Raw genomic sequence first — 13,946 nt, 5'->3', positions numbered from 1 at the left:
TAATGGCTGACAACCTAATTCAAAGGGCACAAATACTGCTGCAGCAAAACAGGTACGACGAGGCGGGAACTTTACTAAGAAACATTCTTAGCCAGGATCCTAACAACGTGTTTGTACTGGCAATGCTGTCTCAGGTTAAGCTGCAGCTGGAAGACTTAAAAGAGGCGGAAGAGTTGATCGATAGTGCCATCGGCCTTAGCCCCGACTCTGCTTATTTGTTTTATGTTAAGGCAAGTGTTGCGATCCGCAAGAACAATTATAACGAAGCAGAAGCCAATCTGCAAACAGCGGTAGGCCTCGACCCTAACGAAGCAGACTACTTTGCACTTTGGGCTTCTATAAAGCTTACCAGAAAACAATACGCAAAATCTTTAGAACTGGCAGATGAAGCCCTTGAGCGTGACCCGGAAAATATTTTGGGGCTTAACATCAGAAGCACTGCATTGCTGAAATTAAATAGGAAGGAAGACTCCTTTAGCACTATTGAAGGTGCACTAGCCCAGGATCCAAACAATGCTTATACGCACTCAAATTATGGGTGGGGCCTGCTTGAAAAAGGCGACCATAAAAAGGCTTTAGAACATTTCAGGGAAGCACTTAAAAATGATCCAAACCTTCAGCATGCACAATCAGGCATGGCGCAGGCGTTGAAAGCTAAGTACTTGTTTTATCGTCTTTTTTTAAAGTATGCTTTCTTTATGGGTAACCTGGCCAAGAAAAATCAATGGGCCGCTATTATTGGTTTCTATCTTACAACAAGGCTATTAAATGTACTTGCTAAAAGGTATGAAGGTCTTCAACCGATCCTTATTCCTTTCATGATCCTGATTGCGCTGTTTGCGTTTTCAACGTGGGTAATTACTCCCATAAGTAATTTATTTCTTCGGTTCAATCCGTACGGCAAATACCTGTTAGATAAACGGGAAAGGCTGAGTTCAGATTTCGTAGGTGTAAGTTTAGCGGTTTGTTTGATCGGTGTAATTCTCTACCTAACCCTCTCCAACCCCAACTGGTTGCTGGTTGCTGCATTTGGTTTTGCAATGATGGTTCCTCTCGGCTCTATGTTCTCGGAATCGGCGAATAAAAACAAGCTTGTCATTTATTCGGCCGTTATGTTTCTTTTGGGTGTTCTAGGAATTATACAGGCCTTTATTACATCCGACCCACTGAATATCTTCTCGATACTTTTTCTTGTAGGCTTTGTAGCCTTCCAATGGATTTCAAATTTTATCAGAATAAGGCAGAGCAATGTGTAGACGTATTTTTACCCATAGGGCTCGTGTTCAAAATATCACATGAATATGTGATTGGGTTGTTCTAATAATAACAACACCTTTGTTACACGAGAAATTGGGGGCAAATTCTTGGAAACAAAAAACCCTTCTGTAAAAGGAAGGGTTTTTTGTTTTGTAGGAGTATTCGTTTTATAACTATTCATCCTTTACTAATTTCCTTTCGAGCTGCTCTAGAGAAACACCTTTGGTTTCAGGAACTTTTGTAAATACCCAAATCAGTTGCAAAATCATCATTAGTGCAAAGAAGGCAAATATTGGCCACGGGTTGTCTTTAAAAATTCCATTCTCCGAGTCCAGAAAAACTGGACTAATCAGGGTGATGATTGCCGCAAAGACCCAATGCACGCTCGCTCCAAATGACTGTCCCGTTGCTCTAACCTTGTTAGGAAAAATTTCTGATATAAAAACCCAAATGACGGCACCTTGTCCAACAGCATGCGATGCAACAAATAGCAAGAGAAACACCAATAAAAAAGTAGGACTTGCATGTGAATAAAATGCCCAGGCAACCATTGAGAGACTTAGGATATATCCAAATGAGCCTATCGTTAGCAATGTTTTTCGACCTGCTTTGTCTATTAGATATAAACCGACAAACGTAAAAATAAGATTGGTTCCACCGATGGCTATAGAGTTTAATAAAGACTCCTTTGCAGCAAGGCCAGCTCTTTCAAGAATTTCAGGAGCATAATAAAGAATAAAATTTATGCCCGAGACCTGGTTAAAGAAAGCAACCATAAAGGCGAGCCAAACAATTGCACGGTATTTAGAGCTAAAAAAACCTGACGAATGTCCCGTAGAAGTTTCGTGTTTGATACTATCAGTTACGGATGAGATAACCTCCTCAACATTCGAAACTCCTAATCTTGCTAATACGGTCGCCGCGGCTACGAGGTCATTTTTCTTAGCAATCAACCAGCGTGGACTTTCAGGAATACTTATTACCATGACGGTATAGATTAATGAAGGAACTGCCATTACCCCTAGCATCCACCTCCAAGAATCTTCTCCTCCAACGCCTGCAAAAAAATAATTTGAAAGAAAAGCGATCAATATTCCGAAAACGATATTAAACTGGTACATCGCGCCCAAGCGACCTCTTGTAGCCGGTGTTGAAATTTCTGATATGTATGTCGGAGCGGCAACTGAAGACACACCGATACCAAGACCACCGATAAATCGAAAGAATGAAAAAGAATACGGGCCGGGAGCCAACGCAGAACCTATCGCCGAAACACTAAACAGTACTCCAATCCATAACAGCACCTTTTTTCGTCCGAACTTTTCTGTAGGAATGCCGCCGAACAATGCTCCTACTACCGTTCCCCATAAAGCCATGGACATAATAAAAAATCCATGAAACCAGGGGGAAGTATGCCAAAGCTCTTTTATAGGAAGATTGGCACCAGATATCACTACCGTGTCAAAGCCAAAAATAAAACCGGCGAGAGCTGCTATTAAGGAAATTCCGAAGAGATTTCCAGAACCTTTAACTGCGACATTGGAAGTAATTTCATTGGAAGCAAGTTGCATGTTGGATGGTTGAGTTAGTAGTGGCGGAAACGTTTCAACGACAATTTAAAGTAAAATCGCCAAACAAGAGGCAGGCACACTATGGGTGTATCCGCCTCTTATATTTATAGACGATTTCATTTCCGTTTATCTCGTTACTGTGACCGCAAGATTACGTGTTGCTCAATGTAAATTCTGGCAAGAAAAGCTGCTTACCTCCCTGCATGGCAGACTCGTGTGCAAGAATACCTACACAAGTAATATTGGCTGATTGTCTTGCGTTTGGAAAAGGCTCTCGTTTGTCATGAAGAGCGGAAAGAAATTCGTTTACAAGGTGAGGATGAGATCCGCCATGGCCAGAACCTTGAATAAAAGACAAATGCTGCTTGCTGTCGGCATCGTATACTCCTCCTGTTGTAAAAGATTGTATCTCTTCAGGTAGCAAGTGTGCATAGTCTGGGATCTTCACTTTCTCGGGAGTTTCACCTGTATGTATAACAGACTCTTCGTGTTCAACAAGAGTCCATTCGAAAGATTTTTTAGATCCGTACACATCAAAGCTCTCGCGGTATTGGCGGGCAGTATTAAATAATGAACGGGTAACTTCTGCAGCAAGGTCTGAGTCTTTAAATTTAATATGGCAACTTTCGATGGCGAAAGGTGAGCCGTACTTACTAATTAAATTCTCATCAATTCTTCCCGAACCATAGCAAGAAACGTGTTCTGCATCGGCTTTTGCAAGGGCCACAACAGGTCCGACACAATGGGTCGCATAGTGCATGGGAGGTAATCCTTCCCAATAGCCCGGCCACCCCGCCATTTCCTGTTGATGAGATGCGCGAAGGAATTGAAGTTTACCCATTTCACCTTTTTCATACATTTCTTTTACAAACAAAAATTCACGGCTGTACACCACCGTTTCCATCATCATGTAGGTTAGCCCCGTTTCTTTCACGGCTTCAACTATCTGCCTGCATTCTTCTACAGTTGTTGCCATTGGTACCGTACATGCTACATGCTTACCCGCTCTTAGTGCAGCAATGGATTGTTCGGCGTGGCTCTGAATAGGCGTGTTGATATGAATAATGTCAACGTTAGGATCGTTCAACAAATCGTTATAGTCACTGTATCTTTTCTCAATGCCAAATGCATCGCCGACTTCGTTCAGTTTCTCCATATTTCTTTGACAAATGGCGTACATGTTAGCATAAGGATGACGCTGGTAAATGGGAATAAATTCTGCCCCAAAGCCGAGGCCCACAATGGCTACATTGAACTTGTTATTTTCCATACTATTATTTTTGGTTTTATGTTTTCGGTATCAAAAAGGCACAAAGTATTGAGTGTAAGATTAGCTATAAGCCAGGCTCAGGATGAATGGTAAGCTATCGTACAAGTGTGCGACGCAACGATGTATAATAGCGGTTGCTAGCTTGCACAAATAATATTGACTTAAGCAAATAACCCCTTCAAAAAGTGCAAACCTTCGGAAGCAAACTTGTCCTGGCTTTCGGCCATGGGGTGCCAGAAGCATACTGCGCCGGCGAGTTCTTTATTTTCAGGCGTAAAACTTTCTATGGAAACTACCCCCTTATAATTAATCGCTTCTAATCCTTTTCGGTACGCATCCCAGCGCGTCTGCCCGGTTCCAGGTGTACCCCTATAATTTTCTGAAACCTGGAAATGGATCAGGTTATCACCGGTACTAATAATAGCTTGTTCGACATCACGTTCTTCAATGTTCATGTGAAATCCGTCGAGCATTATTTTAGCGGCAGGATGAGCAATGTCGTTGACAAGCCGAATGACATCGGCCGCAGTATTTACAAGGTCAGACTCAAAACGATTCAGCGGCTCTAATGCTATCTGCAGATTTCGCTCCCCCGCCATCTCACATACTTTATGGAGGTTTTTTACCGCCAGCTCCCACTCCTGTTTTCTCTGGGTTTCGGGTATCATTCTTGCCTTGCCCACGGCAGAATACATTGGGCCTGCGAGGAAAGAGCTTCCCAAATGATTGCACAAATCGAAGCACGCATTGATATAGTTGAAACAGTTTTGGTGGATAGCAGGATCCTCGCTCGTAAGATCGCGTGATGGGCCAAAAGCGGCACAAACGACAGGGATCAAATTGTACTCGCTCAAAGCCTGCTTTACCGCTTCGGCATCGATGAGCTCAGGATATTCGACCGCAATTTCAACTGCGTCGAAGCCCATCCCTTTTATTTTAGAAAAGACGGGATGAATAGTTTCGGTGGAAAAAGGAGAAGTCCATAGCCACGTCGTTACCCCGTATTTTACCTGTAATGCCATAATGTTTTTTGTTTTTGATAAACTTTATTCCCGAACGCACATGTATGATACCAGCCTCTGGATTTCCATGTAACATTGTTGCGTCGCACTCTTGTACTGCAACTACAAATCGACACGTTACACTCCGAAAGACTCTATAACTAATTATTTCGTTACCCGCATAACTCCTTTCATAATTCTCCAATGCCCGGGGAAAGTACACACGAACGGATAGTCTCCGGCAGCATCAGGAACAGTGAAGGTGATGGTGAACTCTGATCCAGGATTTATCAATGGCGTAGCTTGTAATACCTCTGGTATCCTTGGAACGTAATTTAGTTTTGTACCATTTGGATCCATCGCTAATTTGTCAGCTGCAGCGCCTACTTTTTCAGTCGTTTTAGGTTTAATCAACACCCAGTTGTGTTGCATGTGGTCAGGATTTTTGAAAACGATTTGAACGACCGAGCCCGCTTTAGCAGTGATCAGGGTTTTATCAAATTTCATTACATCCTTAACCACATTAATAACGATAACTTTCGAAGCTGTTTGCTTTCCGGTTGATGCAACGCTTTTCGGAGAACCGGGACTGAAAACCTCAAGCCTGGCAGCGGTTAGCGCCCCACGAATTCTAAAGGTGTCCGGATATTCTGCTACTTTATCGCTGCCTAGTTTATCTTCCACACCAACCCTAAGACCAGTTTGAAGAGGTGTAGTAAACAAGCCTGAAGCAAGTGTATTTGCTACTTGTTTATTGTTAATGGCAATTCCCATTGCTCCATCTTTAAGCAATGTTACCCTGAAATTAAATTTGCCGACTGGAGGTAAAGGCTCACTATTAATAGAGTACGATTTACTATCCTGGTTAACCTGGAAATACAATTTATTCTCCTTTAAAAACACGCCGTAACCATTTAAAAGATTACCGTGTGCTACGATTAAACCCTGGTAAGGGAAAGGTCCATTTTTTTGTAAGTCACCCGAAATATTTATTTCCTTGTTTGTCACATCCGGCGCTTCCAAAGGAGGAGAGCCTGCGGGTCTACGTGCAAACAACGGGATAGACGTGATGCGGTTCAACATGGCCAGCCGTTGAGCAAGAGATGCTTCGCCAATATTCGTTGTGGTAGCAACAGCTCCCTTTTTGTTGAAAGCTGCCGCGAAGTAAGTTTGATTATTTGCAGCTGCAGCAGTAATTGCCCACTTTAACCAATTGTCTTTTTCATTTTCGGGCTTCAAGGCAACATCTACAAGCGCAGCACCGACATCAGCAGAAGGCTTCATATCTGCCAGCGCTAACACGGCGGCTAACTTTACTCTTCCGTCTGCATCATCTAAAACACGTGCTTTTTGCAGAGCCATTAACGTAGCTGGTGTTTTTGGTAATACTTGTATAGCGGCGCGTCGAACACCAGCAACAGGATGAGACAGTGCTTTTACAGCTACATCAAGCGCTTCTTTGTTTGTACCGTCGAAAGCCTTTAAACCATGCATAGTCCACAATGCGTGAATGGCTGAAGGGTTTATGCCTATTTCATCTGCTTTTTCATTTCTAACTAATTTATATAAAGCCGGTAGCACGCTCTTATCTCCATTTTCAACCAACAGACGTTGAGCAGTTGTGCGCCAAAACATGTTGTTGTTTGAAAGTGCAGCTATGAGACTTTTAGAGTCACTTTTGTTTAAACTGAAAGTATTGAGTTGGCTGTTACTCTTATTTACAATACGATAAATACGACCTCTTTCATGATCTCTTAGTGGATTTATGTAAGCATTGCCTTTACCGTTTTTAGCCTGGTAACCGCCACGGTCGGGAGAAGGAGTTGGGTTGTGTTGAATAATGAAATCATACCAATCAACTACCCACACCGCACCATCAGGACCTACTTCTGCCTGTATCGGTCCGGCCCATTCGTCGGCACTTGTCAACAAGTTCCATCCGTCGCCGTCTTCTTTAAAACCAGCCCCACTTTGCTTCATGATTGCCTTATGAATTACGCGTCCCGTAGGCTCGTTTACAAAAGCAATCCTGTTCCAATATTCTTTAGGAAAGTTTCTCGCCGTATAAAGACTGTGGCCTGCTGCAGCTGTAAAACCTCCCTGCACATCTACCTGTCTTAGATTTTTTGTTGCCACGTGCATCTCATAATGCGCATCCAACTTCTCAACTCCGGATTCATCTATCTTACCCATTGCCAGGTATTTCTTATCTATGCCATAAAAGCCAGAATGGGTATTGTTTGCTGTTGAAATAAACACATCGAAATCTTCCGAGAAGCCCAGCCCCCAGGTATTGTTACTCGTCGTTGACAGGTACTCCAATTTTTTACCATCAGGTGTAAACCGATATACGCCGGAACTGAATTTCATTGCGGTGTCTCCTACCTTACCATTAAAGCCTGAGTAGCCTACAACACCCCAAATTTTGTTATCTAAACCATATCTCAGGTTGGAAGCCTGGGCGTGCGTATCGTCTTTACCCCAACCTGTTAATATGGGTGTCCTTACATCTGCCTTTCCATCGCCATCTGTATCTTTCAAAAACAGGAAGCTTGGTGCGCTGCTGACAATAATACCACCATTTGCAAATGCAAAGCTGGTTGGAATGTTTAATTTATCGGCAAATATCGTGGACTTGTCAGCCTTGCCATCACCATTCGTATCTTCTAATATTTTTATGCGGTCGTCACCTATATCACCTTCTTTCACTTCGTTTGGATAATCCACTGTCTCTATAACCCACAACCTTCCCTTCTCATCCCAATTCATAAAAATCGGGTTGATCACATCAGGCTCTGCAGCAAACAATTGAAGTTCGAAACCCGGCGGAACCTGCATTAAAGACATTGACTCCGCAGGACTTAAAGGCGCCTGAAGCTTTGGGGCTGGATTCCGATTTTCGTAATTAGGAATGACCGCGTCGGTATAAGTTGGCTTTGCAATTTGATAAGCAGCAAGGCTTGCCTTTGCTTTATCACCTACCGCCCACATTATCCCGTTCTTTACCAAATTAAGGAAGCCAGGATTATTAAAAGTTATATCATCATGACCGTAAGCAGTGTAAAAAACTCTTCCGTCGCCAAAAGATCTTACCCAAGTATATGGTTCGTGATGCTCGCCCTCAACCCTCTCAGATAAGACCTCGATGTTTTTACTGATTTTAGTATGTACGTAAGTTTCATCTTTTGTGTAAAAAGCATTGATACCTTTCATTACGGCGTGTTCAGGTTTTGTAATGACGGCAGGAAAAGAGTCGACTTTGTGAGTCGAAAACTGACCGCCAATCATCTCAACCACTTCGGGAGAATTTCTAAAGCAGTACGAGGCACAATGAAGAGGAATGAAGCCCTTTCCACCTTTCACAAAACCCAACAAAGCTTTTTCCTGGTCTTTTGTTATTTCGTCATAATTGGCGTACAACACCAGACCATCGAAGTTCTTCAGGTTAACTTCATTCAGTTCATTTGGATCGTTCGCATAAGTAATGTTGATGCCATCTTTAAAATATTCTTTGTTTAAAATGTCTGCCAATTTCTGAGAATCATGGTGCTTGCTTTTATGCCCTAAAAACAAGATCTCAAGGCGCCTGGCAGGATCAGCAGCTTTATTGGTGGCTGCTATAAAACAAATAGATATAATACAGCAAATGACAAGAAGGAGATTTTTTTTGGGGCTCATGACAATTGTAGTTCGTTAGAATAATAGAGCGAATATCGTCAGATTGTTTAATAAAAGATGCGCGCATTATGTCAAATTCTGACTGTATCTTTTCCTATAAATAATAAAAACAGAAGAATTAGAGAAAACATGAAGTTTGCTTTACATAAGTCAGCGATTCCTGACACAAAGATTTTTGTTATCAAAGAACTGGCTGAGAAACATTTTGATCCTACGTGGCATTCTCACTCAGAGTACCAACTCTTCTACGTTGGCGAGGGAACCGGAACCCGTTTCATTGGAGACAGTATAAAGTTGTTCAATGCGGGAGAATTGGTTTTTACAGGTCCCCACTTACCGCATCTTTGGCGAAGTGAAGAGGCGTATTTTGAGCGAAGCAGTACTTTACAGACAAGAGGTATAGTAATCTATTTGAACGAACATTTTTTAGGCGAAGACATACTGGCAAAAGACGAATTTATACAGCTGAAGAAACTGTTTGCAAAATCGATCCAAGGGCTGGAATTCTACGGGGACAAGAAAGAAAGGGTGGTTCAGCTGATGAAGGAACTACTGCATCTGCAGGGAGTTGAAAGTATCATTCAACTGCTACAAATTCTTACGCAGTTGGCAGGTTGTAAAGATTATCATTATATATCGCCCGTGACCTATCAAAATCCATTAAAAAAGTCGGAGACCGACAGGATAAATCTAGTGTACGAATATGTGCTAAAGAATTACCGGACAAAAGTAACTCTCGAAGATGTTGCCTTGTTACTTCCCATGACTCCGACTTCTTTTAGCCGCTATTTTTCAGCGATCAACAACAAGCCCTTTTCCAGGTTTCTTTCTGAGATAAGAATTAAACACGCGTGTAAAATGTTGGTGGAAACGAACCTTTCTATCTCCAACATTTGCTACGACTGCGGCTTCAATACCCTCTCAAATTTCAACAACCAGTTTAAAGAGATCATGTCCAAAACGCCACTTGAGTATAAAAAGGAATTTTTGAATTTATAGGGATCAAAGGGTAGGCAAAGCTGGCAAAAAGAAAGGCCGCACTTTTAAGCGCGGCCCTATAAAAAATATTATTCAACTAGCTTTTAAGGAAGTTTAGCTAGTTCCTCCATCGTGAAAGTTTTCTCCCTGTTCTTAAATCGTTTGCGGGTATTAGTTACGTCGGCCGCGGTAACCTTGTCGGTAGCCTTATTAAGCCAAGAGCTTCTGATAAAATTTGCAACTTGCGCAATATCTGCATCAGTAAACTCCTTACTTGCTCCAATGCTCGGCATATCGCCGTTAATCTCAGGTGCTTTGTACACTTTACCGGCTACTTTTACAGGACCCGTTAATCCGTACAATATAATCGAAAGCAATTTATTCTTGTCCCCGGTGACCCACTCCGAATTATTTAAAGGTGGTGCAAGTGACGGCACGCCGTTACCATCTTTACCATGACAAGTTTGACAAATGGTTCCAAATAAAGCAGCGCCTTTAGGATACAGTTTCGCAATATCAACTGCGTTGCTATTGTTTTTCGACCACGCAACGTCTGTCATAACTCTTTTTAGTTGCTTAAAAATAGCAAGACTTGAATCAGGATTAACCCGAAGTGCCTCCTGGTAAAAAGCAGTTTCCTTATCCTGTAGGTTGCTAATGATTGCATCAGCGACGTATTGGTTTGAAGCATACTTTTTCGATAACGTTAATAACAATTGCTTTGAGGCCGAGGCGCTCAATGGCTGAATGTGGTGTGCAAGAAAAGCAATGTATGGAGCAGCCAATGAATCATCCTGGTTGATCATCTTTTGCAGGACGGGCATAAACTGTACATAATTCGTTTTATTTAAAACAGATGGTAAAACAGTCAAAGCCTGCGTGCGAATTTTTGGATCAGTTTGTTTAAGCAGCGGCAACACATCTGAAGGTTGCAAAAGGCCAAGCCCTTCCAACGTCCACATAGAATGAGTGAGGGCTAAGGGGTTGTTGCCAGCAACAAGGTTTTTACGCAAAGCAGGAGCTACCGTCTTGTATTTACCATCCAATAATAACTGTTGTGCTTTGTTTCGTACCCAACCGTTGGGGCTTTGTAGCAGCGATACTAACTGGTTCGCATCTTTTGAAAATTTGACCGCCTCTCCACTCTTATTTACAGGAACAACTTTGTAAATCCTACCACAAGACAGGGGCTGCGTAAGATTTCTTTCCTTAATCTCATTTTTAAGATAAGGAGTCAAATAAGTTTTGTGCTGAATAATTCCCCGATACAGGTCTACAACATACATTGCTCCATCAGGACCAACGTATAAACTTACGGGTCTGAACCGCTCGTCTTCACTGGCAAGGAATTCCTTTTTTACATACGCTTCGCGCCCGTCTATCCTGTAACCATCTTCCTGTAAAAGATTTCGTTTGATGAGGTTTGCTGACGGTTCTGCAACAAAGGCGTTACCGTAATATTCTTTGTCGAACAAATCGGCGTTATAAATAACAGGACCACAAGCCGCCGTGAAATTTACTAGGCGAAGGCTGTCATCAAGCACTCCTTCCAGGTACCCGCGGTTCACTCCAGGAGTTGGTCTTACCGGATAAACGCGGTTGTCTGCTACTATTTTCTTTACATATCCTGATACTGCACGTTGGTGTTCGTTGGTAGCACCAAGGCCGGGACTGAAGTAATCGCCCAACAAGTTTTCCGAATTGGTGTTATAAAACAACCTTCCCTGGTCGTCTTGGGTAATGCCCCACTGACCACGAAAGTGAGTCTTTTCGACCAACCACTTGCTGCCTTTCTTTCTATACCTTTTAGCAGATTTGGCGCTGTAGATCCAGTTGTCAAGAGCGCGAAATAACCCGTTGGGTTGGTGCTCTACGTTACCGCCGTCAGCATACTTTGCATCGACCAGCGTTTTGTTTATGGCCTTGTCGTCTTTTAAATCATAATACCATAGGTAAGGAGGTTCAGCTACGAGGATTCCGTTCTCAATTAAACAAATGGCCCGTGGCAAGACAAGAGAGTCAATAACAACTTTTCGATCGTCCATTACACCATCGCCGTTCTTATCGCTTAGGATGGCGACTTTACCAAGCGGTTGATCTTCGCCTGTACCTATAGTATCTGGCATATAATCTTCCATTTCCACTACCCAAATGCGGCCTTTTTCATCAAAGTTCAAAGCTACGGGTGCCGTAGTCAGAGGTTCTGAAGCGACTAACTTTACCATGAAACCGTCTTCGACATGCATTTTCTTGATGCCTTCCTCAGGAGATAAAACAGGGGATGAAGTAGGCTTTTTTGGTCCGTCTATTACCAAAGCGTTCTTTGAATGATTTTGGTGGTTTTTTGCTAAAAGCGTAAACCCGGCAATTAACACAAGTGCAGGGAGAAAGTACAGAACATTCCTGATTAAATAAACCTGTTTTGTTTTGTTGAGAAGTTCTAAAGAAAGTTGTTCAATTTGCCTCATATGGTTGTAAAAATTAAAAGAATTTCTGTATTAAGTCCGTTTACCGTCTACTATAATAAGCTGTTAGAATGTTACTAAACCAACCCCTTCGACTTTAGTTCTTTTAGCAGTCAGAATAATTTGTAAAGATTAAAGTAAACTCATCCCTGGTTTTGCCACTTATTTTTTCGCTGAATACTTACTGGCAATAGGTAGAAGTAAAACTAGTCATCGTTCTAGCAGGGCAAAAGAGGGGAATAGTATTTTTCATGCAATCGCTGTTATTGATAATAATTGGCAAATTACGAACAATAAGTATTTGACAGATTTAAAGAAGTAATAAAGTCTGTTGAAGTAAAGCTCCTGCAGTTTGGGGCTAAAGCAGTTTGATAATGGCTAATGGTTTAGACGGAGGAATTGCTGCATAAGTTGATTCTGTACAAGTGTGCGACGCAACAAAAGCCAGAGGAAGCTTTACTGTCTGGTCCCCAAAACCTTTCCTTTATTTTCCTTTTTTGTAATGAAAGTTTGCAAACCTGATGAAGTTGCTCCAGTCGTATGCTGTAAGATTATGATCACCTTCCCTGTTGTGATAAGCCAATGGAGATTGAATAATGGGTTGATTGATACCGGGAGGCGTGGCAGGAAGATTAGACTTTTTCCCGTACAAGGCATACACCTTTTCGGCATTTTTTAAAGACAAAAAAGTGCCGGTTGGATCGGCCCATAAATCTTTGGAAGCATTTGTGGCGTAGAGAGGACGCGGAGCAACAAGTGCAATAAGCATATGCTGATCGACAGGCAACGCGTTCTCATTGTTATTATATTTTTTATAATTGGTATTGAACCAATGAGGAAAAGAAGCATTGATCCGGTTGATTCTTTCGCCAAACTGTCTGCGTGCTAAGGCCGCACCCGTATTGCCGGAGCAGTTTGTAATGCACATAGCAAACCTCTGGTCCTCAGCGGCAGCAAACAGAGAGGCTTTACCACCACGTGAGTGTCCTACAACCGCCACCTTTGTTGCATCGATCTCTTTATCAGTTTCGAAATAGTCCATTACCCGGCTTGCTCCCCATGCCCATGCGCCAATCGCTTTCATTCCATTATCTGCAGTTAACTGGTCTGGATATAATTGTAGCACGCCATTTACATATTTCTCTTTGTCGTCGGGAGCAAGATCGGTGACATGAATGGCTGCGATAGCGTAACCGCTATCGATTAACATCTCCGCGGGCCAGAACTCGCTTTTTGTAGCTCTTGTAGGATCGGTATTCTCCTTTCCCCGGTTGTTGATTAATAGAAATACGGGGACGGGTTTTTTCGCAGCATTTGGAACAAATAAAACCAGGTTGATCTTAACCGATGTATTGTTGTTGAAGACCTCGATTAGTACCTGCTTGAGTTCGGCCTTGCCATTCATTGCATTAGCGTCTCTATTAGAAACAGTATACTTGATGTTGCTATATTTCTTAGGCATCTGCCCATAGATGTTATCCTCGAAAAGCTTAATCAGTTCAGGGCGTCTTACACTCTCCCATGTTGTCTTGTTTTTAACTTCGATATTAGAAGTAGTTCTCAATACTTCAGGTAAGACATATTTTGGAACTTTTGCTTCGTCGTAGTTCGCTTCGTTTGGACCTTGTGCATGCAAGCCATTCGTCAGCGCAATTAAAGCAAACGCTATTATTACTTTTTTCATATGGAACCAATTTAGTCGTTTTAGCAAAAGAGGGCAAAAAAT

Annotated in this window: 8 protein-coding genes; 2 read left to right on the top strand and 6 right to left on the bottom strand. The window is 42.3% G+C overall.

Features of this window, described 5'->3' with window-relative positions; all coding sequences use genetic code 11:
- Positions 1 to 2: 2 nt before the first annotated feature.
- The gene (locus tag SAE01_RS03065) at positions 3 to 1,256 is read left to right on the top strand and encodes a tetratricopeptide repeat protein (RefSeq protein ID WP_147202110.1); all 1,254 of its coding nucleotides are present in this window, start codon (positions 3 to 5) and stop codon (positions 1,254 to 1,256) included.
- Positions 1,257 to 1,430: 174 nt separating this feature from the next.
- On the opposite strand, the gene SAE01_RS03060 is transcribed toward SAE01_RS03065, so the two are convergent.
- The 4 genes from SAE01_RS03060 to SAE01_RS03045 all read right to left on the bottom strand — a co-directional run bounded on the left by SAE01_RS03060 (position 1,431) and on the right by SAE01_RS03045 (position 8,777).
- On the bottom strand, positions 1,431 to 2,828 hold the full coding sequence (locus tag SAE01_RS03060) for a sugar porter family MFS transporter (RefSeq protein ID WP_147202108.1): 1,398 nt from the start codon (positions 2,826 to 2,828) through the stop codon (positions 1,431 to 1,433).
- A 151-nt stretch (positions 2,829 to 2,979) separates the two neighbouring features.
- Positions 2,980 to 4,098, bottom strand: coding sequence for a Gfo/Idh/MocA family protein (locus tag SAE01_RS03055; protein WP_147202107.1), 1,119 nt, complete (start codon positions 4,096 to 4,098; stop codon positions 2,980 to 2,982).
- A gap of 161 nt (positions 4,099 to 4,259) precedes the next feature.
- Complete coding sequence (locus tag SAE01_RS03050; RefSeq protein ID WP_147202105.1) at positions 4,260 to 5,120, bottom strand: sugar phosphate isomerase/epimerase family protein; 861 nt, start codon at positions 5,118 to 5,120, stop codon at positions 4,260 to 4,262.
- Between the two features lie 144 nt (positions 5,121 to 5,264).
- On the bottom strand, positions 5,265 to 8,777 hold the full coding sequence (locus SAE01_RS03045; RefSeq protein ID WP_147202104.1) for a PVC-type heme-binding CxxCH protein: 3,513 nt from the start codon (positions 8,775 to 8,777) through the stop codon (positions 5,265 to 5,267).
- A gap of 129 nt (positions 8,778 to 8,906) precedes the next feature.
- Between SAE01_RS03045 and SAE01_RS03040 the strand changes: the two genes are divergently transcribed.
- Entirely contained in the window at positions 8,907 to 9,776 is an 870-nt protein-coding gene (locus SAE01_RS03040; protein WP_147202102.1) for an AraC family transcriptional regulator, read from the top strand.
- An 83-nt stretch (positions 9,777 to 9,859) separates the two neighbouring features.
- Here the strand turns inward: SAE01_RS03040 and SAE01_RS03035 are convergent, their stop codons facing one another.
- A complete protein-coding gene (locus SAE01_RS03035) occupies positions 9,860 to 12,223 on the bottom strand; it encodes a DUF7133 domain-containing protein (protein WP_246113147.1) in 2,364 nt (787 codons plus the stop codon).
- Positions 12,224 to 12,704: 481 nt separating this feature from the next.
- Positions 12,705 to 13,904, bottom strand: coding sequence for a glucuronyl esterase domain-containing protein (locus tag SAE01_RS03030; RefSeq protein WP_147202100.1), 1,200 nt, complete (start codon positions 13,902 to 13,904; stop codon positions 12,705 to 12,707).
- Between the last annotated feature and the right edge of the window lie 42 nt (positions 13,905 to 13,946).

Source organism: Segetibacter aerophilus, from assembly GCF_007991655.1.
Taxonomy (GTDB): Bacteria; Bacteroidota; Bacteroidia; order Chitinophagales; family Chitinophagaceae; genus Segetibacter; species Segetibacter aerophilus.
Note: the sequence above shows the minus strand (reverse complement) of the source record. Positions and strands in the feature narration are given on the sequence as shown.